We start from the raw sequence: 25,707 nt of genomic DNA, 5'->3' as shown, positions 1-25,707 counted from the left end.
CGGGCCTTCGTGTGTCTGCACCCAGCTGACCGCTTAGCTCCCTGGGACTCTCCACGCGATGAGCACAACGCCCCCCAACGCTTCGCCCGCTGCCGCCGCCACGCGCCGCGGAGTCCTCGATTGGATCGAATGGCTCGGCAACAAGCTCCCGGAGCCGGCGCTGCTGTTCGCCTTGCTTGCCCTGGTGGTCGTCCTGCTGTCCTTTGCGGGTTCGCAGCTGCAGTGGAGCGTGCAGCCGGTGAAACCCGTGCTGCAGATGCAGGAGATTGTCCAAGCGGATGGAAGCACCGTGAGCCAGCCGGTGCTGGATGCCAGCGGTCGTCCCGAGCTGGATCTCGTTGCAAGCGGTGCACCCATTGAGCCGCGCTCGCTGCTCACGGCCGATGGCGTGTACTGGATGCTGTCCTCGGCGCTGCGCAACTTCGCGCTGATGCCGGCGCTGCCCCTGATCTTTGTGGCCATGCTGGGCATTGGCCTTGCGGAGAAGTTCGGCTTCTTCTCCGCGCTGATGCGCGCTATGGCGATGCTGACGCCGAAGCGCCTGCTGACGCCTGCCGTGGTGATGCTGGGCGCCACCGCGTCGGTGGCCTCTGACGCCGGCTACATCATTCTTCCGCCGCTGGCCGCTGCGCTCTACCTCGCGGTCGGGCGACATCCGGTCGCCGGCATGGCTGCAGCCTTCGCCGGCGTGGCCGGCGGCTTTGGTGCGGGCTTCTTCCCGAACGGAAGCGACGCCGTGCTGACGGGCTTCGCCCAGGACGCCGCGCGGGTCATCGATCCCGACTATTCGGTGTCGATGCTGCACAACTACTTCTTCAAGGTCGTCTCGGTGTTCGCGGTGATGGCGGCGGGCTGGTTCGTCACCGACGCCATCGTTGAGCCGCGCCTTGAGCGACAGCACGCCGGCGACAAGCGCAGCGCCCCGGACGACACCGCCAGCTCGATGGCGCTCACCCCGCTGGAATCGCGTGGTCTGAAGATGGCGCTCGCCAGCATGGTCCTGGGGCTGGGCCTGCTGGCCACCGCTGTGCTGGTGCCCGGCATGCCTCTGTACGGCTACGGCCAACCCAGCCTGCCGAATGCTCGCGCGCTGACCGAAACGAGCATCGCAGTGCAGCCGGAGGGCAGCGCGGCGGCGAGCGGCGCGACCGTTCTGACGGACTCGCCGCTGGTGATTACCGCCGAGGGCGCACCGCGTCTGCGCGAGTCGCCGGGCCCGCGCTGGTCGCACGTGATCGTGCCCGCGATCGTCATCCTGTTCCTAATGGCGGGCATCGCGTATGGCCTCAGCACGGGTGCCTTGCGGGGTCAGCAGGACCTGGCTGATGCACTGAATCACGGCGTCAAAAGCATCGTGCCGGTGCTGGTGATGCTGTTCTTCCTGGCCCAGTTCAGCGCGTATCTGAATTACAGCGGCCTTGATCGCATGCTCGCCTACGCCGGCGGCAGCTTTCTGTTCGAGGCCGACCTGCCGATCTGGGGCCTGGTGATCGCCTTCGTGCTGGTGGTGGTCTTCGGCGACTTCGCGATGAGCGGCATGCTCAGCAAGTTCGGCGTGCTGGCGCCGATCTTCATCCCGATGTTCATGATCGTGGGCATGAGCCCGGAGCTGACCACAGCGGCCTACCGCATCGGTGATTCCGTGGTCAACATCGTTACTCCGTTGAACTCCTACCTGCTGATCATCCTCGCGGTCTTCCAGAAGTACCGCGCCAGCGCCGGGCTGGGAACCCTGATCGCCCTGATGGTCCCGTACTCGATCGTGATCGGTCTGGTGTGGACCGCCATGCTGGTGGCATGGGTGCTGATCGGTGCGCCCCTGGGCCCGGACTCGCCTTTGTACTACGTGCCCGGCGGGTGATCCGGCCGGGCAAGCACGCGAGCCGCGATCCGGTGATCCTGCATCGGCTGGAAGACGGCGATACAGGGCGCAGTGGCGGCGCACTCGTTCGTGGGTCTGGTTCGGGCTTTTCCGCGCGGCCTCGGGGCTTGCAGTGGCTGGCCGTTGCCGGCCGAGAGGGTTCAGAAACTGAGCTTCCGCGTGCTGCTGCGCGGGGGCGATGTGCGCTTCGGAGCGTGCGAGTTCGGGCCGTGCCGGGCTGATACGCTCGCGACTTCACAACCTGTGTCCAAAGGAGACCAAAAGCCATGCGAATTCTCGTCGCCGTCGACGGCAGCCACTTCGGTGAGGCCGCGCTTGCACACGCGCTGGAACTCAATGGGCGGCTCAGCAAGCCCGCCGCGATCACCCTGATTCACGTTGCGCTGTCGGCGCCGCCGCGCGCGGCGAGCGCGGTGGGCGGCGAGATTCTGCACAGCTACTACCAGCAGGAGCACGACGCAGCGCTGGCGAAAGCGCGAGAGATGCTTGCGGCCGCGCAGCTGCAGGCCACCGAAGTCACCTGCGTCGGTGCGCCTGGCCGGCAGATCGCCGAGCACGCCAACGCCGGGGCATTCGACCTGGTGGTGATGGGCTCGCACGGCCACGGCGCGCTGACCGGCCTGCTGCTCGGCAGTACGGTCAGCGCCGTGCTCTCACTCACCAAGGTGCCGCTGTTGATCGTGCGCTGAGCCACTGAGCGTCGCTGCCAGGATTTCAACGCGCTCACGGCGGCTCGGGCTGCAGGTCTGCCGTTGATGGCCGACGGCCATCGTGGCAACGGGGCCAAAGAGCAAGTGAACAGGACAAACGAGTCGTAGCGCGGGCTTCGCTGGGCGCGAGTTGCCCCATCAGTGCGCGAGCCTCCGGGCCTCTCGCGAGCCAGCGCGCTCGGCCTCGTCAGGGCGCGCCACTGCGGCGCGCGTCTGACAGCGGCTGCGGGCCGCAGAGGTCTCTCGCCCCGCCTTCGGACGATCCCGGGTGTCTGCTGTAGACCCGGAGTCCGTTGAGCGACATGCGCGCGGGGGCGTCGAAGTCCAGGGCAACACGGCTCTAGCAGCTTGTTGAAAAACTCCCTTCCGGGGAGTCTTTCAAGTCGGCGGTCCGGCGCAGGTCCGTACCGCCTCACGAACAAGCAATCGCTTACGCGCTTGCTTGGTCGTTCCGGCCATCCCTGGCCGGACTAGCAGGCTGTTTTTCAACAGCCTGCTAAACGACGCCTTCGGCGGGGGTTACGCGCTGCGAGCCAGCTGGCTCTTGCGGTAGCCGTACAGGAAATACACCACCAGCCCGAGGGCGGTCCAGCCGAGGAACAGCAGCTCGGTGTGCCCGGACAGGTTCAGGAACAGGAACAGGCAGCCGAAGATCGCCAGCGGGCAGATCAGCCACGCCATCGGCACCCTGTAGGCGCGCGGGCGGTTCGGCTCGGTGCGGCGCAGGATCAACACCGCAGCGGCGACCATCGCGAAGGCGAACAGCGTGCCCGAGTTGGAGATGTCGGCCAGCATGCGCACCGGGAACATGCCGGCGAACAGCGCAACGGCCGTGCCGGTGATCATCGTGATGATGTGCGGCGTGTGGTACTTCGGGTGCACCTTGGAGAGCCGCTCCGGCAGCAGGCCGTCGCGGGACATCACGAAGAAGATGCGGGTCTGGCCGTAGAGCATCATCAGCACGACCGAGGGCAGGGCGAGGCCGGCAGCCACCGCGACCACGGTGCCGATCCACGGGAAGCCGAGCTCGCGCAGCACCAGGGCCAGGGGCTCCTTCGAGTTGGCGAGTGCGCCGTCGGGCTGCGCGCCCATCGCGCCGGTGGCGGCAGCGGCGACCAGCAGGTAGATCAGGGTGCAGACTCCCAGCGAGCCGAGGATGCCGATAGGCATGTTGCGCTGCGGATTCTTGGTTTCTTCGGCGGCGGTCGACACCGCGTCGAAGCCGACATAGGCGAAGAAGATCGTCGCCGCAGCGGCTGTGACGCCCACCGTCAGCAGGCTGCCGCCGACCTCGCGCTCATTCGCCCAGAAGCCGTTGGGCATGAAGGGCGCGAAGTTGGCACCGTCGAAGGCCGGCAGCGCGATGGCAATGAAGATGCCGAGCGCCACCAGCTTGATCACCACGAGGAAGGCGTTGAATGCCGCGCTCTTCGAGGTGCCGAGAATGAGCAGGCCGGTGATCATCAGAGCGCATCCGGCGGCCAGCACATTGAAGGTGCCGGCCTGCTCGACCCCATTGACCGTGATCGTGTCGAACGGCCCAGCCATGAGGCCCGGGGGCAGCTGGATGCCGATCTGGTAGAGGATCCCGTGCATGTAGCCCGACCAACCCACCGAGACGGCACCCGCCGCCACCGCGTATTCGAGCACGAGTGCCCAGCCGACGACCCACGCGGCCAGCTCACCGAGCACCGCATAGGTGTAGGTGTAGGCCGAGCCGGAGACCGGGACCATGGAGGCCAACTCGGCGTAGGACAGCGCGGCCAGCGCGCAGACCACCGCCGCGATGACGAAGCTGATCATCATCGCCGGCCCGGCGGACTGGGCAGCGACCGAGGTCAGGACGAAGATGCCGGTGCCGATGATCGCGCCAATGCCGAGCAAGGTGAGCTGCAGGGCGCCGAGCTGTCGCTTCAGCGACTTCTTCTCGGCGTTTTCAAGGATCTGGTCGAGCGGCTTGACGCGCCAGAAGAGCATGTTTTGTTCCCTCAGTGAATCGGCAGGCGTTGGATTTCAGGGCGTCCACGTTCGCGCCCCGGGAGGAGAGTAGTCGTACTCCGCCGCTTCGGAAAGCCCGCAGCAGGGCTCAGCCTGCAACTGCAGGCTTACCAGAACCGCCGTGCCTGCTCGAACTCGGTCCAGGCCGCCGGCAGCGCGTCGCGCGCGGCTTCGGTGCGGGCGGCGGCGTAGCCTTCGAGTACGCCGCGGGCGAAGGGCTCGATGCCCTCAAGTGTGGCCACACGCTGGCGCGCGACGGCGGCATCGTTGAAGTCGCCGAGCAATTGCTGCAGAGCGCTCAAGTGGCGCACGTAGCGCCGCAGCGGACGCTCGCCGAACACGCTGCCCAGCACATCGCAGGCGTAGCGCAGCTTCTTCACCTCGATGCGCAGGCCGTGCAGGCTGTCGATGCAGGCCGGGTCATGCTGCGCATGGCAGCGGCGTACGCGACGCGCGGCCTTGCGCAGGCGCTCGCGGGCGAAGTCGATGAGCGCGGGCGCCGACTCGCCGGTCGGCTGGGCCAGCTCAGCGATCAGCGCGCCCAGCGCGAGTTTGAGGTCGGTGTAGTCGCGTGCAGCCAGACACTCGCGTACGGTGGCCTGAGCGGCAAGACGCCGCGCGCGCACGGCTTGGGCCAGCGCTTCCAGGGCCTCGGGCCGGGTCATGCCGGCGCCCAAGCGGGGCAGTGTTTCAGTGCACAGCACGTCCCAGTCCCGGCAGGCGCCCAGGGCTTGGCCGACGGCGCGCAGGCGCGGTTTCAGTGCGTCGATTTCGCCCAGGGTCAGCAGCGGGCTGAACAGGCGCAGCAGCGCGCGCAGGCGCCGCAGTGCGACGCGCGCCTGATGCAGATACTCGGGATCGTGCGCGGCGATGACGCCGGACTCGTTGGCCTCGAGCTGCTCAAGCGCCGAGGCCAGCAGCGTGGCGCAGGCGTGCTGTGCGGGTGTGCCCGCATCGAGTGAGGGCGCCGTGGCTTTGGCGGGTATCGGTTCGATCGGTGCCAGCAAAGCGAAGCCGCGCTGGGCTTTGCTGCGGTTGTCCAGCTGCAGGGGTTCCAGGCGCAGCAGTTCGCGGGCCAGCGCATAGAGTTCTCGGGGCGCGCCGGACTTCAGCTCGATCTCGATCTCGCTGATCGGATCGATGCTGCCCTCGGCGCGGATCTCGCCGAGATCGAAGGCCAGCTCGGCGATGCCGCCGTCCTCCAGGTTGACATCGAAGCGGCTGCGGCGGAACGCCGTCGTGAACAGTGGCTTGAGCTCGCTGTCGCGAAACGGCAGCAGCAGTTCTGCAACACCTTCCAGCGCGCACAGCGCTTCCAGATCGATGCGGCCACCGGGTGCGGCCGTCTCGTACTCGCCTCTGGCGTGCAGGCCCGCTTGGCTGCTGCCGCGGGTCTTCAGCGTCTGCACCCAGCTGCGGCCACGCTTGCGCAGGCGCAGCGCAAGGCCGGCGCGAGTCAAGTCGAGCGTGGCGGTGTCGAAGTAGGTGCTGTCCAGAGATTCGCTCCGCGCGGGGCCGCGGGCGATGCGTTGCAAGTCGGGTGCACGCAGCAGGCGCTTCAGACCTGCGGGGTCTACGGCGAGCTTCAGTTCAATTTCGACACTCACACGCAGCTCGGATCAGCCAGGGTCGGCCGAGGATAGCAGCGGGGCTTCGGCCGCGGGTTACAGCGCTCAAGGCGCGGCTGGCGGCGGCGCGGCACAATGGCCGCTCGTACCCTGATCGCCTTCGCCATGCCCGAGTCCTCGCACGCATCCCCTGCTGCGCATCGCCATGCGGCTCTGCCTGGCCCCTTCGAAGACGAGCATCACCACGACCATGGCGCGCGCTTCCTGCACGACCCCAAGCGCGTGGGGCGGCTTCGTTTCGCTTTTCTGCTGACCCTGGTCACGATGGTGGCCGAGGCGGTGGGCGGGGTGATCTCCGGCTCGCTCGCCTTGATCGCCGATGCGGGGCATATGGCCGTCGACTCGATGGCCCTGCTGTTCGCGTTTCTGGGCGCCCGCTTCGCGCGCCGGCCTGCGGACGATCGTCGCAGCTTCGGCTATGCGCGCCTTGAAGTGCTGGTCGGGTACACGAACGCTCTGCTGCAGCTGGCGCTGGTGGCCTGGATCACCTTCGAAGCCGCGCAGCGTCTGTTCGCGCCGCAGCCCATCCAGTCGATGACCATGCTGGTGATCGCCTGCGTGGGGCTGGTCGTGAACCTGATCGTGCTGAAGGTGCTCGGCGGCCACGACCACGATGACGTCAACGCCGCCGGCGCCTATCTGCATGTGTTGGGCGACCTGCTCGGCTCGGTGGCGGCCATCACCGCCGCCCTGCTGGTCTGGGGCTTCGGTTGGCTGTGGGCGGACGCGGTCGTGTCACTTGTGGTCGGCGCGCTGCTGCTGCGCGCTTCGATTCAACTGATGCGCCGCTCGGCCCACATCCTGCTGGAGGGCGTTCCCGAAGATCTCGATCTGCAGCAGATCCCGCAGGCGGTCGAGACGCGCGTGCCGGCCGTGCGCGATGTGCACCACGTGCACGTCTGGCAGCTCACCGGCGGCAGTCGCGTCGCCACCCTGCACGCCGTGCTGGCGCCGGGGCAGGACCCGGACGCCGCGATCCAGGCGGTGCGCGCCGCCTTGCACCAGGACTTCGCTATCGATCACGTCACCGTGCAGCTGGACGGCGTGGTCTGCGCGCAGGCGGACTGCACGCCGATGCGCGGCGCAGAGCCGCACGAGCACGGCGATCGCCACAGCCACGGCCATCGCCACGGGCACTCGGGCTGCAGCGATCATGGGCACTGATGCCATCGGCGCGGGGTCGGGCAGCGTGTCGCTCGGCACGCGCCCTGCATGGCGAGGCCCATGTCCCTGGCGACCCCACCCGTGAGCGAGCCGCAGCTGCCGCCGACCATCGCGCCGGCCTACAGCCGCTGGCTGTGGTGGCTGGCTGCCTGGTGTGCGTTCGTGCTGGGTTTGGTCGGCGTGGCCGTGCCCGGGCTGCCCACCGTGCCCTTCATGCTGCTTGCGGCGTTCTGCGCGGCGCGCGGATCGCCGCGTCTGCGCACCTGGCTGCTCGCGCATGCGCAGTTTGGGCCGGTCATTCGTGACTGGGAGCGCGAGGGGGCGGTCAGTCGCCGCGCCAAGCGCGTGGCGACGCTGATGATGCTGCTGTGTTCGCTGGTGCTCGCTTGGGTCGCGACCTGGATCGGTTGGCTGCTGGCCACGGTCTGCATGGCGGCGGTCGCGATCTGGCTGTGGCGTCGTCCGGAGCCGGCCGGTCTGGTCTAAGCGCCGCCGCCGCGCTGCTGTTGCGTTGCGTCAATCAGCCGTCATGGCGAACAGGACACACTGCAGCGCGTCTGCGCCGCCCGTGCATGCGCCTGCTGCCTGCCGCGCACCCGCCGCAGGACACGAATTCGCCCATGCAAGGAACCGGTCGATGAGTCGCGAAGCGCTGGATGCCCTGTTCAAGCCCGCGTCGATCGCTGTGATCGGCGCCAGCACCAAGCCGCAGAGCCTCGGTCGCGTCATTGCCCGCAATCTGCGCGCCGGCGGCTTCAGCGGGCCGCTGGATGTGGTCAGCCCCAAGTACCCGCGCATCGATGGCATTCGCACCGCGCGCAGCGTTTCAGAGCTGGAGCCGGTGCCCGAACTGGTGGTGGTGACGGTGCCGCCCGAGCTGGTGCCTGGCGTGCTGGATGAGGCCGGCAAGGCCGGCGTCAAGGCGGCGGTGGTCATCACCGCCGGGCTCGGCCAGGGGCCGGGCTCGCTGCGCGAGAAGACCGCGCAGATCGCGCGTCGGCATGGCCTGCGCCTGGTCGGGCCAAACTGCCTCGGCATTCTCAGCCCACCGGCCTACGTCAACGCCAGCTTTGCGGCCGCCCCGGCCCTGCCCGGCGACCTGGCGCTGCTGGCGCAGTCGGGCGCCGTGGTGACCACGGTGGTCGAGTGGGCCAACCAGCGCGGCATCGGCTTCTCGGGCATCGTCTCGCTCGGCGATATGGCCGATGTCGATGTCGGCGAGCTGCTGGACTACTTCGCCACCGACCCCGGCACGCGCGCGATTCTGATCTACATGGAATCGGTGCGCGATGTGCGGCGGTTCATGTCGGCGGCGCGCGCCGCCGCGCGCGCCAAGCCGGTGATCGTGGTCAAGGCCGGCCGGCACGAGGCCGGAGCGCGCGCTGCCGCCTCGCACACCGGCGCGCTGGCCGGCAGCGATGCGGTGTTCGATGCGGCCTTCCGCCGCGCTGGCGTGCTGCGCGTGGCCGACATGGAGGAGCTGTTCGCTGCGGCGAACACGCTGTCGATTCTCAAGCCGACCAGCGGCAAGCGCTTGGCCATCCTCACCAACGGCGGCGGCGTCGGCATTCTCGCCATCGACCGGCTGATCGATCTCGATGGCGTCGCCGCCGAGCTGTCCGCTGCGACGCTGAAACAGCTCGATGGCGTGCTGCCGGCGACCTGGTCGCACAGCAATCCGGTCGACATCGTGGGCGATGCCGGCGTGCAGCGCTACACCGATGCGCTGGACATCCTGATGGAAGCGCCCGAGGTCGATGCGGTGTTCGTGGTGCACGTGCCGACCGCGCTGGCCGCCCCGGTCGAAGTGGCCGAGGGCGTGGCCCGCCACATGCGCGCGCGGCGCGAGCGCGAAGGCAGCTACACCCCCGGCAAGCCGGTGCTGGCCTGCTGGCTCGCGCAGGAGCAGCAGGCGCGCACCCATCTGCAGGCGGCCGGCATTCCCACCTACCGCACCCTCACCGGCGCCGTGCGCGGCTTCGTGCATCTCACCGAGTACGCGGAGGCGCAAGCCCAGCTGCTGGCCACACCGCCTTCGCTGCCGGCCGACTTCCAGCCCGATGCCGAGCGTGCGCGGCGCGCTTTGGCCCAGGCCGAGGGCGTGGGGCGGCGCTGGCTGCCAGCGGCGGCTGTGCATGACCTGCTGGCGGCGTACGGCATCGCCAGCCTGCCCATGGTCATCGCCGCCGACCCCGCGGCGGCCGCGCAGGCGGCCCGGCCCTGGATCGAGGCGGGCCAGCGCGCGGTGCTGAAGATCGTTTCGCCCGACATCGCCCACAAGTCGGATGTCGGTGGTGTGGCCTTGAACCTCGAGACCGTGGAGGCCGTGCAGCGCGAGGCGGCCGCCATGCTGGATCGGGTGCGTGCCTTCGAGCCTTCGGCGCGCATCGACGGTCTGCTGGTCCAGCCGATGGTCGAGCGCGCGCATGCCCGCGAGCTCATCGCCGGCATCGCTGACGACGCCCTGTTCGGTCCGGTGATTCTGTTCGGCGCCGGCGGCGTGGCGGTGGAAGTGGAGAAGGACACCGCCCTCGGCCTGCCGCCGCTGCACCTCAACCTGGCCCACGACCTGATCCAGCGCACGCGGGTGTCGCGCAGGCTCAACGCCTACCGCAACCTGCCGGCGGCCAACCGCGGCGCAGCCGCGCTCACCCTGGTCAAGCTCTCGCAGCTGGCGGCGGATCTGCCGGAAGTGCGCGAGCTGGACATCAATCCGCTGCTGGTCGACGAGCACGGCGCGATCGCGCTGGATGCGCGCGTGCTGATCGACGACTTCGATCCGGCCTTGTACCCGCGTGCGCCCTTCGGCAATCCGCGTTTCGCGATCGCGCCCTATCCGAAGGAGATGGAGGGCGAGCTGCGCACCCACAGCGGCCGGGTCTTCCATGTGCGCCCGGTGCGACCCGAAGACGAAGCGCGCCTGCGTCGCTTCTTCGCCGGGGTCAGCGCCGACGATCTGCGCCAGCGCTACTTCTCGCCGGTCAAGCAGATCAGCCAGGCCTTCATCGCGCGTCTCACCCAGATCGACTACGCCCGCGTCATCGTGCTGCTCGCGGTCGATGGCGGTGATGAGGTGCTGGGCGTGGCGCAGGTGCACGCGGACCCCGAGCTGCACGAGGGCGAGTACGCGATCCTGCTGCGCTCCGATCTGAAGGGGCAGGGCCTGGGCTGGGCGCTGATGCAGCGCCTGATCGAGGTCGCCAAGCGCATGGGCCTCAAGCAGATCACCGGCCAGGTGCTGCGCGACAACACCAGCATGCTCGACATGTGCCGCCAGCTGGGTTTCAGCATCGCGCCGGATCCGGAGGACGGCGCCATCGCGCTGGTGCAGCTGCCGGTGGCCGAGCGCGGCACGCCGTAGGGCGACGGCGTCGCGGCGCAGGCCTGGGGTGGGCTGGGGCCCGCTGTCTGCCTGCGCTGCGCCACGGCAGGGCTGAAGCACTGCGCGAGGCCATCGCGTCGCGGGCTTGAGCTGGCCTCAGCGCTGCAGGTACACCACCGACTGTGTGCTCATCTCGTCCGGCTTCGGCCGCGACAGATCGCCGCCGCCCTTGGCGTAATCCGCGAGTGCCTGCGCGTAGTGCAGGTAGGTCGGCTCACGGCGCTCCGCGCCGATCTGGCCGAAGGTCTCGAAGCCGTCGCGGCCGGTGGCGATGTAGTCGTTGGTGATCACGCGGTAGCTGCGCTCGGCTGCAAGCGGCTGCCACGCGCCGTCGATCTGCACCTCGATGCGGCTGACCCGGCCCTGTTCGCGCGTGCGGGTCAGGTCCACGTGCCAGCGCAGGCCGGCGGCATAGGGCCAGGCGCCGCTGTTGCTGCCGATGTTGGTGAGGAAGTGCGCGTAGGCGTCCTCCAGCACCGAGTGGATTTCGCTGCCCGTCATCACCAGGCGATCGAGCATGTTCTTGAAGGGCAGGGCGAGGTAGGCATCGCCGATGGTGAGCGCGCCTTCCGCGAGGCCGTTGCGCACGCCGCCGCCGTTCTGCAGGGCGATGTCGGCGCCACCAAAGCGCTGGCCCTGCGACAGAAACGCGCGCGCCACCACCTGCTGCGCGTGGCCGCCGTGGCTGTCGGTGGCTTCGGCGCAGCCGGGGGCGCCGTCGCGGCTGCGGTCGTAGGGCCCGGGCGCACGCCGCAGACACAGGCGCTGCGGCACCTGGCCCACCACTTCGGTGCTGAAGGTCTCGATCTGGTCCTGATAGGTCTTGAGCACCGCGGCGGAGGCCGGCTGCGGACGCGCGATGCGCACCAGCGGATGCGCGCTCAGCGCGGCCAACAGGCGCTCACGCTCGACGCCCTCAATTGGCGTGTCGGCACGGCGCAGGTCTTCGCCCGCGAGCAGCTGCGGCTTGCCGCCGCAGTCCAGCACGCGGCCCTGCGGATCGAAGCGCACGTCGAGCTGGCCGACCACCCAGGTGTACTGCCAGGCCTGCACGACGCAGACCGGATCGCCCTCGGCGTTGTCGAGTCGGGTCGGGTAATCGCCGCCCGGCGACAGGCCGAGCGCACGGAAGCCCTCGCCCAGCAGGGTGTGCGAATCGGCGCCGACGATCACGTCGACCCCGCGCAGCTTCTTCGCGAGGTCGACGTCGTTGCGATAGCCGATGTGGGTCAGCAGCACGACGTGGCGGATGCCCTGGGCGGCGAGCAGATCGATCTGCGCCTGCGCTGTGCTGAGTTCGTCCGCGAACTGCGTGCCCTCGTCCGGGCTGGACGAGGTTTTGGTCTTGGAAGCGATGTCGATGCCGATGATGCCGATCCGTTCGCCGCCGCGCTCCAGCACGACGTGCGGGCGGATGTAGTCGTGCTGCGACTTCGGCGCCAGCGGCGACAGCCCCACCGTCGGCTGCACGTTGGCGCCCAGCACCGGCGTGTCGCAGCGCGCCGTGTCCTTGCGCAGGTAGTCGATGAAACGGGCGAGACCGATGTCGCCGGTGTCGAACTCATGGTTGCCGACCACGAAGGCGTCGAAGCAGACCGAGTTCATCAGGTCGGCATCGGCTTCGCCCTGGAACAGGGTGAAGTAGAGATCGCCCGTGATCGCGTCGCCGGCATGCAGCTTGAGCACGTTCGGGTGGCCTGCGGCGAGAGCGTCGATGGCCTCGGCCACCGCCGGGAAGCCGCCGAAGCTGAGCTGCACCGACTCGCCCTCGATGATCAGCGCATTGCCCGGGTCCGGCGCGAGCCGCGAGTGATGGTCGTTGATGTGCAGGATGCGCAGATCGAGCCCTGCGCGCGGCTCGGACTGAGGCGGAGCGGCAGGTGCGACGGCGCGCGTGGCACAGCCGGCCAGCGCGGCCAGCACAGCGGCGAACAGCAGAGAACGAAGTGCAGCAACTGGAGCGCGGGCGGACATGCGAACGGAGACCCGGAATCGGACAAGACCGCCAAGACTAAACCCGGCGCGTGCCGCCGGCGAGTCGGACGATGGCGGACTTGACCCGACGCCTGCGGCTGTTGTCGGCTTCAGGTGCGCCCGACGAAGCGGTAGAACGGCACTCGCAGGCCCGGCAGCCAGGGCAGCCGCGCGCGGCCTTCGTGCAGGCGATGCCAGGGCAGGCGCGCACACAGGGCATCCAGATGCTCGGCGTTAAGATGCACGCCGTCATGGCGGAACCAGCGCGGCCAGAAAACGCGGGTGAATGCGCCGTGGTGTTCGCGTCCGGGGCCGGGATCGGCCGAGGACACATGGAAGTCGACCACGGCCAGCTGCCCGCCCGGGCGCAGCATGGCCAGCGCGTTGTCGAGCGCGGCGCGCCAGTCGGGGATCATGGTCAGCGCGTAGGAGAGCAGGACGATATCCACGGCCTGCTCGGGCCGATAGCGGGTGGCGTCGGCGCAGGTGATGCGCACCCGCGGCCAGGCCAGTGTGCGACGACGCGCGATGTCCAGCAGCGGTTCGCACAGGTCGACCAGCTCGAACTGCAGATCCGCCCGGCGCGCTTCGGGGAAGTACTCGAGATTGCGTCCGGTGCCGCCGCCGAGTTCGAGGATGCGCGCATCGGGCGGCAGATCCAGCGAGCCGATCAGTTCGGCGCGCCCCGGCAGCAGGCGCTCGCGGAAGCGGTCGTAGTGCTCGGCCTGCTCGCCGTAGAAGCCGGCCAGCCGCTGCGCGTGGTCGCCCTCGCGCGGCATGCCGCGCAGAAAGCGCCGCAGCACGGCGAAATCACCGCGCAGGGCCTCAAGCTTGGACATCGTCGGCGTCCGCAGTCAGATTCGAGCCGGACGCCGCCCGCTGTGCTGGCCAGTCGGCGATCACGAAGCCGGCGTAGGTGTGCACGCGGTCCTGCGGCTGCAGCTGATCCGCCAGCGCTTCCTGGAAGCGCAGGGCCTCGCGCAGCGGCTGGCGCTTCGGGCCCACAACGATGCGGTCGAGGTAGTCGGGCCGCGCCTGCGCGCTGCGCAGCAGGATGCGGGCGTCAGGCGCCGCGCGCTCGAGGATGCAGTCCCATTCTTCAACGAGGGCGTCGGGGTAGTAGCTGCTCATCCAGTCCATGTGGTCGAGCAGCACGAAGCGGTCGATCGGACGGTCGTGGCGCTTCAGGAACTCGGTGACCGTGCAGGTGTGCAGCGCGATCGCCTCGGCGCGACCGCTGCGCAGCGCGGCGTGACCTTTGGGCTTCAGGTACTCGGGGCAGCTGTCCTGCGTGTAGTGGCCGTGGAAGTAGACCTGCCAGAAGTAGTTCTCGCGCAGCGGCAGCTCGCGGATCACGTACTCCAGGCTGGCGCGGATGAAGCCAGCGATGCGGTCAGGGTGCTGGGCTTCGACCAGCTTGCGCTGCGGGTAGGGCACGCCCAGCAGGTTCATCACGAACTGCCGCGAAAGCAGCCAGTTGAAGGGCCGGCTCCACAGGCGCGGCGCGATTTCGCGGTCGTAGAGTGCGCGCTGCTCCGCCACCGTCTGGCAGGCGAACAGCGCCTCGAAGTGCTCGCGCAGGCGTGGCTGCAGCTTGAGAAACGTATGGAAGCCGCGCGCCGCCAATCCCGAGAGGCCGTGGAAGAAGAAGCTGCCGCGCGGGCTGGCGAACCAGCGCCAGTGGCGGTCCCACCACTCGCGCGCGAACTCGCCCAGCTGCGGGCGCAGCCGCGCCACGTAGAGCTCGCCGGCGCGGGGGTGGAAGCCCTGCCCGAAGAAGCCGAAGTAGTCGGGGTAATCGAGCGCGCGGGCAGCGGCGAGCTTGAGTTCCAGCAAGGCGTTCTGGCGCGGGTTGGCGTCGATCGCATAGACGCGGCCGGCGCCGGCCAGGGCGTAGTCCAGCGCATTGCAGCCGGCGCTGGTGATCACGAGCAGCTCATGCTCGGGCCGCAGCTGCAGTGCCTGGCGATCCACCGCGGGATCCTCCCAGCAGGCGTTGTAGACCAGGCTGCGCGCGTAGATCGCGTTGAAGATGCGCTGGTCCAGCCGATCCTTGAAGCGTGTCGGCGTGGCGTCCGCGGCGCGGGCGCCGGGGCTCTCGGTCTGCGGCAGGGACAGGGCCATCGTAGGCTCGCGCTCGGGATCTCGCGGCCGCAGCCTAGGCGTGCTGGATGACGGCGACATGACGCCGGCGATCGTTCGTCGCCTGGCCTACTCGGCGGGCAGCACCTCGATGCGCAGACGCGCATAGCGCGCGCTGCCGTCGATGGCGACGATGTCCTGCGTGCCGGGCTTCTCGAAGGCCTGCTTGAAGCTCTGTTCGGCCGACACGGTGGCAAGCAGCCGACCGTTCACCAGCCAACGCACGTCGCCGCTGGCGCCTGCGGCCTTCAGGCTCAGCGTGGGCGCGGCGGCGCTGCCGCGCGGCGCGCGGATGCGGCTGCCCTCGCGCGCGCCGGTGATCTGCAGGTCGGCGAGCGCGGCGCGCGCGCCCTCGCAGTCAGCGGCCAGCGGCGGAGGCAGCCCGCGCCGTCGCTCGTCTCCGCTCAGCCAAGGCGCGGCCAGGCGCGGCCACAGGGCGCGCGCTTCCTCGACCTCAGCGCCGCGACGACAGCCGCCGACCCGCTGCATCCGTCCCTCCATCCAATAGCGCTGCACCGCCGGGGGCTGCGCTTCACCGGCGGGCGCCAGCGTCAGCGGCGCGGCTCCCTCCAGCAGCCAGGCGGACAGGCGTCGGTGGCAGTGCGCCCGGTCGGTGGCCTCGGCGCGCGCGCCCAAGGGCCAGCAGATCGCCGCCTCGGTCACGCTGGCGGGATGCGCCGCTGCGGGCTGCTGATACTCCGCGGGCAGGCTGGCATGCACCGCCTGCAGCAGGGGCAGGGCGGTGACGGCGCCGAACTGTCCCGGCGAGGGCGTGCCGTCCGGGCGGCCGACCCAGACGCCAATGCTGACCCCGGCATTGCCGCCGACCGCCCAGCTGTCGCGAAAGCCGTAGCTGGTGCCGGTCTTGTGGGCGAGCCGCGCGCCGCTCAACTGGGCGAAGCGGCCGTCGCTACCGTCGGGGGCGCTGCGCAGCAGCTCGGCGATGATCCAGGCCGCACCGGGCGAGAGCAGTCGCCTGTCTTCCAGCGGGTCGTCCGGCCGGAAGCGCAGCGCCGGCGCGCGGCCTTCGCGGTGCAGGGCGGCGTAGGCGGTCACCAGGTCCTGCAGCCGCACTTCAGTGCCACCCAGCACCAGACTGAGATTCGGGCGATCGCCGCTGGGCAGGCGCAGAGGCAGGCCCGCGTGTTCCAGGCGCGCGGCAAAGCGCGCCGGCCCGAGCTGCTGCAGCACGGCCACCGCTGGCACGTTGAGCGATTGCTGCAATGCCTCGCCGAGGCTCACTGGCCCGCGGAAACGCTGGTCGAAGTTGTCGGGGCGATAGCCGTCGAAGTCCTGCGGGGCATCGATGAGCAGGCTGGCCGAGTGCACGCTGCCGGCATCGATCGCAAGGCCATAGACGAAAGGCTTCAGCGTGCTGCCGGGCGAACGCCAGGCCTGCACCATGTCGAGGTGGCCGTAGCGCGCGTCGTCGGCGAAGCGTGCGCTGCCGAGATAGGCGCGCACTTCGGCGGTGCGGTTGTCGAGCACCAGCACCGCCGCCGAGGTGCGCGGCGGCAGGCGTTCGATCCAGGCGCCGAGCTGGGCCTCAAGCCGCAGCTGCAGGTCGAAGTCGATGCTGCTGTCGATACGATGCAGGGTGGGATGCTGTCCGCGCAGGCGCTCGGCCAGCAGGGCCGCCGACTGCGGTATCACCAGACTGCGCGCCACCACGTTTTCGGCGCGCGCGTCGGCCACGCTGGATTCGCTCCACACCGAGAAATCGAGCAGCCGCTGCAGCACTTTGTCGCGCGCTGCGCGCGCGCGCTGCGGATGACGATCCGGCCGCAGCCGGCTGGGCGCCTGCGGCAACACCGCGAGCAAGGCGGCCTCCGCGTGCGAAAGCTGGTCAGCCGGCTTGCCGAGGTAGGCCCAGCTGGCCGCCTGCACGCCTTCGATGGGCCCACCGAAGGGCGCATAGTTGAGGTAGAGCGCGAGAATCTCGCGCTTGTCGAGACGCCACTCCAGCTGCACAGCGCGCAGGCTCTGCCTGAGCTTGCCGAGCAGCCCCGGTGGCTGCGGCTCGATCAGTCGCGCGACCTGCATGCTCAGCGTGGAGGCACCCGACACCACGCGGCCATGGCGCAGGCCCTGCGCCAGCGCACGCGCGGCGGCCAGCGGGTTCACGCCGGGGTGCCGCCAGAACCAGCGGTCCTCGTAGGTGAGCAGGGCTTCGAGGTACAGCGGCGACACCGCATCGACCTCGACTGGCAGCCGCCAGACGCCGCGGCGATCGGGAAACGCGCGCAGGGGGCGGCCATCGCGGGCCGTGACCACCGTGGCGAGATCGGCGCCGAGATCGGGCAGCGGCGGTGGAAACACTCGATCCAGCAGCAGGGCAACCAGCACCAGCGCAAGCGCCGCCCAGGCGAGCCGGCGCAGGCGTCGCCATCGCACCGGCGGTGCGGGTGGCTGCGGTGCGCTCGGCTGCGCTGCGCTCATGCTGGCGTGATCGGTGGCGGCGATGTGGGCCGAGGAGTATGGCGATCTCGCCGCCCGACAGCGCATCTCGCGCTCAGCGTGCTGCAGGGCGATCCCTGTGGGGCGCCGCGGTGCGACCGATCGTCTTTTGGGGCCGAGGCCAATCCTCGGCGGCGAACGCCACCTGGCGCCGCGTTGTGCCTGCGGCGAGATCCGGTGGTTCTCTGCATTGCGTCGGTCCGCGGGTTGGCGTCGGGTGCGGGCGTCGCCTTGCTTGCCACAGGCGCGCGCAAGCGTCGAAACGCGCACGTCCAGCGAGGGTCTTCGCCGACGGTGGGGTCTCGGCGGGCTCGCAGTCATCCGGCGCGTGCAGAGCCCCTTGGCGCGCGCGCCGAGGGCGCCCATGATGGCGGCGCTTGCTCGGCTTCGGAGAGGCGTGCCATGTATCGATCCACGCGTCGGTTGCGGACGGTCCTGCTGCTGATGGGCGCGCTCACCGCGCCCGCGGCCGCAGCGGTGGACGATGTCGGCGGGCTCTGCCTCGACTGCCACCGACCCGGCGAGGCTGGCGGCGCAGTGCCTACGATCGAAGGGCAGCATGCCGACTATTTGCGAGCCCAGCTGCAGCGCTTCCAGCATCGCCATCGCGAAGGCTTTCCGATGAACGCCTTGAGCGCAGGCCTGCATGAGGCGCAGATCGATGCCCTGGTGCTGGACCTCAGCGCCCGCACCTGGCGAGGCGCCGAGCTTCCCGAAGAAGTCGACACCGAGGCGGGCAGGGCGCGGCTGGAGGCCTTGGACTGCGCCGGCTGCCACGGCGCCGAGTACCGCGGCGGTGGCGCGATTCCGCGCATCGCCGGCCAGCAGGCCGCGTATCTCGAACGCCAGATCCTCGGTTTCGGTGATGCGCAGCGGCATCACCCGCCGGTAGGCGGCGGCGTGCGCATGTACAGCATCGACGCCGACGAGGCGGCAGCGATCGCGCAGGCGCTTTCAGCGATGCGCTGATCGAAACACTCGCATGCCGGCTTGCCGAGCAGGGCAGCCCCGCGCGCGCCGTTGGGCCGCGCTGCGCTCGGCCCAATCTACGAGACCGCTCGCCGCATTGCGCTTGATCCAACCCGCAGGAGCTTCCTGATCCCGTCGCACGGCGCGGTGCTCCCCTCTCCCCTCGTGGGAGAGGGGCAGGGGAGAGGGGGCGACGCTTGCGAAAGCCCAGCCACGCCGTTGGGCCGCGCTGCGCTTGGCCCAACCTACGCACTGGATGCCCGCGCTGCGCTTCTCCCCTCTCCCCTCGTGGGAGAGGGGCAGGGGAGAGGGGGCGACGCTCGCGAGAGCGCAGCAGCGCCGTTGGGCCGCGCCGCGCTTGGCCCAAGCTACAGAACTCGATGCCCGTGCCGCGCTCCTCCCCTCTCCCCTCGTGGGAGAGGGGCAGGGGAGAGGGGGCGACGCTCGCGACAGCCCAGCAACGCCAGCGACAGCCCAGCGACGCTCGCACTGAAGCGATCCACGCCGGCGAGCCCGATCGCGCCCCCGTCCCTGACGACGCCCGACCCCCGCAATCCTCACCGCGGAACGTTTTGCTGCACCCGCAGATTTCCCCCCTCCGAGCGGGTACGCATACTCGAAGCGCGATCGCCATCACACCGCGTGGCGACGCTACAGGAGGGATCCATGCACACCACATCACGCGCCGGCCCACCGGCGCTCGCGCTGGCGATCGGCATTGCGCTTACCGGTACCGCCTCGCTCGCCTCGGCTCAGGCCATCCCGGCGCCGGGCCTCAAGGCCAACGGCAGCATCTCCTACGACGCCGAGGGCGTGCCCACCGTCACCGCCGCCACCGATGAAGACGCCGCGTGGCTGATGGGCTATGCCCACGCCCGCGACCGCTTCTTCCAGATGGACCTGCTGCGCCGCACCGCCAGCGGCACGCTCGCCGAACTCGTCGGCCCCAGCGTGCTGGCGCGCGATGTCGAGCTGCGCACGCTCGGCCTGCGCCGCGCCGCCTGGGCCAGCTGGGCCAAGAGCTCGCCCGAACTGCGCGGCCAGCTCAAGGCCTATGCCGACGGCGTCAACGCCTGGCTGCGAACCAATCCCGTGCCGACCGAGCACCAGGCCCTGGAGCTCACGTCAGCCGATGTCTGGTCGCCGGTCGACTCGCTGGTGATCGGCAAGCTGCTGGCTTTCCAGCTCAGCTTCGATCTCGATATCGACTACACCGTCAAGCTCGGCGCCTACCAGCAGGCTGGCGCCGCCGCTGGCTTCAATGGCGCGGCCCTGTTCTTCGAGGACACCCACCGCAGCATGCCGGCCGATGACCGCGTCACCGTGCCGGGCTTTCTCGCCAGCCTTCGCACGCAGGGCAGTGGCGGCAGCGATGCGGTGAACCCGAAATCCGGTGCGGCCGCCTTCGACCCCGAAGCCGTGCCGATGGTCGACGCCCAGGTGCTGCAGGCCGCGCAGAACTACGTCGAGCGGATCCGCGACAACCCGGTGATCGCGCCGCAACTCTCGCGTCGCGAGAACCGCGCCGGCTCGAACTGGTGGATCGTCGGCGGCCAGCACACGGCATCGGGCAAACCCATCCTCGCCAATGACCCGCACCTGGCGCTGGACACGCCGATGCTGTTCCACGAAGGCCATGTCATCAGCAACGACCCGCGCTACCCCACGCCGATGAACACCGTGGGCGCAGTGGCGCCCGGCACGCCGGTGCCCATCCTCGGCTGCAACAGCCACTTCTGCTGGGGCCTGACCACCAACCCGCTGGACGTGACCGACGCCTACGCTGAGCGCTTCATCCTCAACAGCTATGGCCTGCCCACGCACACGCTCTACCAGGGCAACGCCGAGCCGGTGCTGTGGGTGTTCCAGAGCTTCTTCGTCAACACCCTCGGCGACGGCGTGCGCGACAACGTCACCCGCAACAACTCGATCGGTTACACCAACGGCGGCATCACCATCCTGGTGCCCCGCCGCAACCACGGCCCGGTGCTGAGCATCACCGGCGACACCGGCATCTCGGTGGCCTACACCGGCTGGGGCGCCACGCAGGAGCTGGAAGCCTTCAGCCGCATGAACCGCGCCACCAACCTGGAGCAGTTCCGCGCCGCCCTGCAGTTCTTCGATGTCGGTTCGCAGAACTTCGCCTACGCCGACAAGCAGGGCAACATCGCCTACATCGCGACCGCCGAGGCGCCGATCCGCGAAGACCTGCAGCGCAATACCGTCACCGGCGTGCCGCCGTATCTGATCCGCAACGGCCAGGGCGGCAACGAATGGCTGCCGCGCACCAACACCTACCCGGCCCAGGCGGTGCCCTACGAAGTGCTGTCACCGGCCGAGATGCCCCAGTCGGTCAATCCGGCCCGTGGCTACATCGCCAATGCCAACAACGACCCCGTGGGCAACACGCTGGACAACAGTGTGGTCAACGAGCAGCGCCCCGGCGGCGGCATCTACTACCTCTCGCCTGGCTACTCCAGCTACCGCCAGGGCCGCATCGATCGCGAGCTGCAGCGGCTGATCGCCCGCGGCGGCATCACCATCGAAGACATGCAGGCCCTGCAGGCAAACACCCAGTTCCTCGACGCCGAACTGGTGCTGCCGCATCTGCTGGCGGCGGCCGACCGCATCGGCCCCTCCACCTGTCGCCTCACGTTCGACATGACCGACCCGCGCATCGGGCAGTCGCTGGACCTGCTGCGCAGCTGGGACTACAGCGCCCCGACCGGCATCCGCGAGGGCTACGACCGCGGCGACAACCCGGTGAGCCTGCCCGAGCCCAGCGACGCGCAGATCCGCGCCTCGGCGGCGGCCACCATCTGGTCGGTGTTCCGCGGCCAGCTGGTGCGCAATGTCATCGACCACACCCTGACCCAGGTGGGCTTGGGCGGCCAGCTGCCGGGCAACAACGAGGCCTACGTGGCGGTGAAGCGCCTGCTCGATACCTTCGAGACGCGCCAGGGCCGCGGCGCCTCGGGCCTGGACTTCTTCCGCAACGTGCCGGCGGCCTTTGCCAGTGCTACCGCCGCGGACCGTCGCGACTGCATCTTGATCGGCAGCTTGGCGAGCGCCTTGGGCACGCTGTCCAGCGAAGCCTTCGCCCCCGCCTTCGCGGGGTCAAGGAACGTGCTCGACTATCGCTGGGGCAAGCTGCACCGCATCGTGCTCGACCACCCGCTGGGCGGCCCCTTCAACATCCCGGGCAGCAACCCATACCCGTTCCGCGACCTGAGCCCACAGCTGCCCGGTCTGGCCCGGCCCGGCGGCTACGAAGTGGTGGACGCGTCCGGCCACGGCGTGCGTTCCAACACGGTCAATGGCTTCATGTTCGGCAGTGGCCCCGTGCGCCGATTCATTGGCGAAATGACCGACCCGCCGACCCTGCTGCAGATCATGCCCGGCGGCCAGGACGGCAAGATCGGCGGCCCCGGCTATGTCAGCCAATTGCCGCGCTGGCTGGTAAATGCCTACAAACCCCTGGTGCTGGACCCGGCGGCGTCACAGGCCGGCGAAGTGGCGCGAATCGAATTCACGCCGCGCTGAGGGCTCGCGCTTGTTGAGTTGGAAGTAAAGACAAAGGGCCCGCGCATGCGGGCCCTGCGTCTTTGGCGGACCCGCGTGTGAGGCGGGATTGAATCGGGGAGGTAACTGGGATACGGTCGGCGCCGGTGGGCGCGGTGTGTCGTGTTTGCGGGCGGGTTATGCGACGGTGCGTGCGTGAGGGGGGGGCTTTAAGTTGTTGTTTGAATTAGGGTTCTGGTGTCTGCGGCAGTTCGGGGCGCCAGGTTATACGACAGATTAGACGTCACTTTGACGTCTACATTGAGTTAGGGGTCTCATACCGTGAGCATCTGTAAGCGCTGCAAGGAGCGAGAAGCTAGCCCAGGCGCTGTCGCATGGGGCGGATTCTTACCGATTCTTGTTGGCCTTCCGCCACTGTCGAGTGACGCCTACTGCAAAGACTGTGGCGGCGGCATCACCTTCATGGGTGTGGCGGCAACGGCGGTAGTTTTAGTCGTCGGGTTCGTAGTCGCCGTTGTTCTTTGGTAGGCTGCAACCCCTAACTAATCATTCAAGTCGACGCCTTCGGCGCGACTTAACTCAAGCGTTAGGCGCAGATGCAAAATCCCGGCAATCCCGCTCGAAGTTACCTGATCGCTCACGCGTGCTTTCAATGCCGTAAGAGCTTCAAGGTGTCGCCGCGTCCAGCAATTTCGGCGTCTTGCCCAAACTGTGGCGGAACGATCTTCGAGATGGGTCGTTCGTTCAAGGCGCCTCCTTCGCGCGATTCTGAGCAGTGGGCCAAGGTCGAGGCCCTTTATTCCGCCGGCTTCCGCTTCTATAGCTACAGGAGTGCCGACGGCCCGCCGCTCCCGGAGCGCCTTGCCGAGATAGAGTCATTCATTCGCGACAACCCGGCGCATCCGCTTCGAGTGGCTGCGCCTAACAACTCGCTCAAGCGGACCAATCAATTGCTTCGCGATTGATGTGGCCGCTTAGCTCCAGCGTCAGAACTCACAAGAGAATGAGCGCAATAGTCAGCGGAATTGTTGGGGGTGTGGTTTCAGTAATCGTTGGGGCCTACATCGCCAAAAGGGTTGGGCGCTCAGCCACACCTGGTCAGCTCCGATACGGTTCGTTCATGTGGGCGCTTGGTCTTGCCTGTCTGGCCTTTGCATTGCTCCCCGTCGGGATTACGGTTTTGTCCGGTCACGACAAAGAGTTCTGGGCAAAAGCGGCATTGTTTGTGGGCTTTGGTTTCGGCGCCGTGTATTGCTTTGGAGAAGCTGCCTTTGTGCGCGGCGCATTTGACGACCAGCGCCTAACGTTTTCTACCCCATGGACTGGAACAAAAAACGAGTACTGGAAAGGTCTGCTGTCCATAGAGTTCAATGGAGCGTGTAGTTGGTATCTGTTGAGGTTCAAGAGCGGAAAGAAAGTTCGATTTTCTACTTACCTCAGTGGGCACGTGTCAGCTTTAGAGGTGGCAACGCAACAGAGCGGAGTGAGCTCCGAGTTCTAACCCTACAGTCAAGCGGACCGCCACAAGCTGCGCTTGTGGTTCCCTCCGCGCTTCGCGCTCCTGCGTCCGCTTACTTCCACGTTAGCCTTTCTAGGAGGCGTTTTCGAATGTTGGTCGACTGTAGCTCCTGCAAGGCCAAGGTTGACGGTGTGCTGATTGGCCAGCACGATGACCAGGAATTCTTTGCGACACGCACGTTTCTGCTTTCGTGTCCGGCTTGCAATTCCGCACTAATCGCGCAGTCCTATGAAGACCTGGACACAGATCCTCCGGGCTGGAGCGCGCCTGTAAGAGTGTTTCCGGCCCCTACCAGAAAGCTGGGTTCCGATATTCCATCTGTGGTTAAGGCTTCGATTGAGGAAGCTGAGAAGTGCATGCAAAGCGGTGCATACCTTGCATCAACAGCAATGTGTGGTCGTGCCCTCGAGGCCATTTGCCGCCACTACAAGACCAAGGACAACTACCTCGGTGGTGGCCTGAAGGAGCTGCGAGACACCAGTGTCATTGACGCGCGCCTCTATCAATGGGGCGAGGAACTCCGGGAACAGCGCAACAATGCAGCGCACGCAACGAGTGCGGTTGTATCAACACAAGACGCCAACGATGTCTTGGCGTTCACATACGCGATCATCGACTATGTGTTCCTTTTGGCGCAGAAGTTCGAGAAGTTTCAGAAGCGAAAGTCCTTGCGCTCGGCGGCGGCGAGAAAGTCAGCTGGTTCATAGAAGAAAGGCTAACTATGCGTTCAAGCGGACCGCGGGGAGAGGTTTCGATGTTTCCTGATACGTTGTCGCGCCGCGGCCGCTTAACGCGGCGTTTGCTGCCTTTGGAGAGAGCGTGACCGTCTTGCCGGACTATCTAAAGGATGTGACCCGCGAAATGGCTGCCAAGTCTGCGGCAATCCGCCGTGACTTCGCTACGCATAGGCTTTCCGCCGGCGAAAACAGAGAGGGACTGGTCAGTCAGTTTCTCCGAGAACATCTCCCGCAGAAGCTCGGCATAAGTAGTGGCCTGATTTTCTCGAGCGAGGGCCTTTTCTCTAATCAGGCGGACGTCATCGTCGTAGATCATCTGAACAACGCTCCGCTCCACGCCACTTCCAGAAATACTCTTTGGCCGGTCGAAGCGGTTTACGCACTCGTTGAGGTCAAGACATCGCTGTCGCCTGCCGAGATTAAGGATTCGGTAGCAAAGTGCCGCCGCTATAAGCAGATGAGGAGGCGCTTTTGCACACCCCTCCAGCAAGACAAGTCTCTGTTCGTTATCTGGGCGTTCGAGGGTCCAAGTGCTGAAACACTTAAGGTCAATCTGTCCGAGGAGCTTGCGCCCGTGCCTGATGGAGAACGTCCTGATCTAGTTGTTGTGTTGAGTGGAACAGTCGCTATGGCCGGCGACTATCGCGAGATCGCCCGGCTTGGACAGCCCGAGAGTCCATATCGAAATCAGCTGCACGCACGACATGGTGCCGATCTAAGCACTCTTCTGCCCGGGCCAATCGATGTGGTGGACGCCGGAGACAACGCTTTACTCACGTGGTTCACGTGGTTTGACTCCTGGCTACGTTTGTCTGATCCGCGGCTAACAGACCCTATCCAGTACCTCCCCGCAGGGATGCTGGCGGGCCGGAATTTTTGAGGTGCTGCGGGGCGGCAGCTAACAATTCGTCCAAGCCGACGCCGCTTCGCGGCGCGGCTTAACTTAGGCGTTAGGCCACGCATGAAAGGTTCCCGCATGATTGAAAGCGCGAAGATGCGCCATGGTCGCCCTGAAGACATAGATTTCGTACTTGGCCTCGTCCGGGCTGGGGCAAGAGACGGACACTACGCGCCATGGATGCAGGAGCCCGCCCATCTAGAAGCGCTTAGGGCTGCATTAACGCAGGTTGTTGAACACGGCGGTATGGCTCGGCAGTCTGAGCGTGGCATTGAAATAGTGAAGGCAGTTCTGGTGATTTCTGAGGCGGGTAACCTCGGCCGAATTGCGTTCCTACTCGCCGCTGAGAAGATGCCCGGCTCCGAAGATACCGATGTCGAGCTCTACAAGTGCTCTGTAGCCCGTCCATTCCGTGGCCAGGGCATCGGCACGAGGCTGATTACTTCATTTGTGTCAGGCTACCCAAAGCAGGTTCGCTTCTTCGCGCGGTGCTACCCAAAGTCCACTTTCATGGTCGCGATCTTGCGCTCTGTTGGGTTCAACCAAACGGGCACCACTTCGCAAGGAACTCTTCTTCTTGAGCGTCAGTCGTGCGTGCCCTAACGTAAAAGGATAGATCGCGCGTAGCCGCGATCTGATCCGGTGGTTGAACAAGCCCGGTGGCGGTCTTCGACCTTTCTTATGGAAAGAGTTTTTCAGGCGCTGGCCGGTGCGATGCCGATGCT

Annotated in this window: 18 protein-coding genes; 12 read left to right on the top strand and 6 right to left on the bottom strand. The window is 67.7% G+C overall.

Annotated features, from left to right (window positions below; translation table 11 throughout):
* Window positions 1-58: 58 nt before the first annotated feature.
* Both H4O13_07265 and H4O13_07260 read left to right on the top strand, forming a co-directional pair.
* Window positions 59-1,861 (top strand): AbgT family transporter, encoded by a 1,803-nt coding sequence (locus tag H4O13_07265; GenBank protein MBE5315186.1) that lies wholly within the window; start codon window positions 59-61, stop codon window positions 1,859-1,861.
* Between the two features lie 287 nt (window positions 1,862-2,148).
* Window positions 2,149-2,571 (top strand): universal stress protein, encoded by a 423-nt coding sequence (locus H4O13_07260; protein ID MBE5315185.1) that lies wholly within the window; start codon window positions 2,149-2,151, stop codon window positions 2,569-2,571.
* Window positions 2,572-3,111: 540 nt separating this feature from the next.
* Here the strand turns inward: H4O13_07260 and H4O13_07255 are convergent.
* Together H4O13_07255 and H4O13_07250 are read right to left on the bottom strand one after the other, a co-directional pair.
* Window positions 3,112-4,569, bottom strand: coding sequence for an amino acid permease (locus H4O13_07255; protein MBE5315184.1), 1,458 nt, complete (start codon window positions 4,567-4,569; stop codon window positions 3,112-3,114).
* A gap of 128 nt (window positions 4,570-4,697) precedes the next feature.
* Window positions 4,698-6,197 carry a CHAD domain-containing protein gene (locus H4O13_07250; GenBank protein MBE5315183.1) on the bottom strand — a complete coding sequence of 500 codons (1,500 nt, stop codon included), beginning with the start codon at window positions 6,195-6,197 and terminating at the stop codon, window positions 4,698-4,700.
* 126 nt (window positions 6,198-6,323) lie between these two features.
* Here H4O13_07250 and H4O13_07245 point away from each other — a divergent pair, with 126 nt between their 5' ends.
* The 3 genes from H4O13_07245 to H4O13_07235 all read left to right on the top strand — a co-directional run bounded on the left by H4O13_07245 (window position 6,324) and on the right by H4O13_07235 (window position 10,743).
* Window positions 6,324-7,382 (top strand): cation transporter, encoded by a 1,059-nt coding sequence (locus tag H4O13_07245; protein MBE5315182.1) that lies wholly within the window; start codon window positions 6,324-6,326, stop codon window positions 7,380-7,382.
* A gap of 60 nt (window positions 7,383-7,442) precedes the next feature.
* Window positions 7,443-7,868, top strand: coding sequence for a YbaN family protein (locus H4O13_07240; protein MBE5315181.1), 426 nt, complete (start codon window positions 7,443-7,445; stop codon window positions 7,866-7,868).
* A 151-nt stretch (window positions 7,869-8,019) separates the two neighbouring features.
* Complete coding sequence (locus H4O13_07235) at window positions 8,020-10,743, top strand: bifunctional acetate--CoA ligase family protein/GNAT family N-acetyltransferase (protein MBE5315180.1); 2,724 nt, start codon at window positions 8,020-8,022, stop codon at window positions 10,741-10,743.
* Between the two features lie 117 nt (window positions 10,744-10,860).
* Here H4O13_07235 and H4O13_07230 read toward each other — a convergent pair whose 3' ends face one another.
* The 4 genes from H4O13_07230 to pbpC form a co-directional block, all read right to left on the bottom strand.
* A complete protein-coding gene (locus H4O13_07230) occupies window positions 10,861-12,738 on the bottom strand; it encodes a 5'-nucleotidase C-terminal domain-containing protein (GenBank protein ID MBE5315179.1) in 1,878 nt (625 codons plus the stop codon).
* 110 nt (window positions 12,739-12,848) lie between these two features.
* Window positions 12,849-13,577, bottom strand: a complete 729-nt coding sequence (locus H4O13_07225) for a class I SAM-dependent methyltransferase (protein ID MBE5315178.1) — start codon at window positions 13,575-13,577, stop codon at window positions 12,849-12,851.
* On the bottom strand, window positions 13,564-14,862 hold the full coding sequence (locus H4O13_07220) for a BtaA family protein (protein MBE5315177.1): 1,299 nt from the start codon (window positions 14,860-14,862) through the stop codon (window positions 13,564-13,566). Before H4O13_07220 ends, H4O13_07225 begins: the two co-directional genes overlap by 14 nt.
* A gap of 87 nt (window positions 14,863-14,949) precedes the next feature.
* The gene (gene pbpC, locus H4O13_07215) at window positions 14,950-17,319 is read right to left on the bottom strand and encodes a penicillin-binding protein 1C (GenBank protein ID MBE5315176.1); all 2,370 of its coding nucleotides are present in this window, start codon (window positions 17,317-17,319) and stop codon (window positions 14,950-14,952) included.
* Between the two features lie 420 nt (window positions 17,320-17,739).
* On the opposite strand from pbpC, the gene H4O13_07210 reads away from it, so the two are divergent.
* The 7 genes from H4O13_07210 to H4O13_07180 all read left to right on the top strand — a co-directional run bounded on the left by H4O13_07210 (window position 17,740) and on the right by H4O13_07180 (window position 25,585).
* Entirely contained in the window at window positions 17,740-18,306 is a 567-nt protein-coding gene (locus H4O13_07210; GenBank protein MBE5315175.1) for a hypothetical protein, read from the top strand.
* Between the two features lie 666 nt (window positions 18,307-18,972).
* The gene (locus tag H4O13_07205) at window positions 18,973-21,849 is read left to right on the top strand and encodes a penicillin acylase family protein (protein ID MBE5315174.1); all 2,877 of its coding nucleotides are present in this window, start codon (window positions 18,973-18,975) and stop codon (window positions 21,847-21,849) included.
* 710 nt (window positions 21,850-22,559) lie between these two features.
* On the top strand, window positions 22,560-22,793 hold the full coding sequence (locus H4O13_07200; GenBank protein ID MBE5315173.1) for a hypothetical protein: 234 nt from the start codon (window positions 22,560-22,562) through the stop codon (window positions 22,791-22,793).
* Between the two features lie 38 nt (window positions 22,794-22,831).
* The gene (locus tag H4O13_07195; protein ID MBE5315172.1) at window positions 22,832-23,329 is read left to right on the top strand and encodes a hypothetical protein; all 498 of its coding nucleotides are present in this window, start codon (window positions 22,832-22,834) and stop codon (window positions 23,327-23,329) included.
* A 107-nt stretch (window positions 23,330-23,436) separates the two neighbouring features.
* Window positions 23,437-24,054 (top strand): DUF4145 domain-containing protein, encoded by a 618-nt coding sequence (locus H4O13_07190; GenBank protein ID MBE5315171.1) that lies wholly within the window; start codon window positions 23,437-23,439, stop codon window positions 24,052-24,054.
* 112 nt (window positions 24,055-24,166) lie between these two features.
* Window positions 24,167-24,964: a hypothetical protein gene (locus tag H4O13_07185; GenBank protein MBE5315170.1), complete on the top strand. Its 798-nt coding sequence runs from the start codon at window positions 24,167-24,169 to the stop codon at window positions 24,962-24,964.
* An 81-nt stretch (window positions 24,965-25,045) separates the two neighbouring features.
* A complete protein-coding gene (locus tag H4O13_07180) occupies window positions 25,046-25,585 on the top strand; it encodes a hypothetical protein (protein MBE5315169.1) in 540 nt (179 codons plus the stop codon).
* Window positions 25,586-25,707: the final 122 nt, after the last annotated feature.

Source organism: Lysobacterales bacterium, from assembly GCA_014946745.1.
GTDB lineage: Bacteria > Pseudomonadota > Gammaproteobacteria > Xanthomonadales > Xanthomonadaceae > Aquimonas.
The sequence above is the reverse complement of the archived record's forward strand: the minus strand, read 5'-3'. Positions and strand labels throughout refer to the sequence as shown.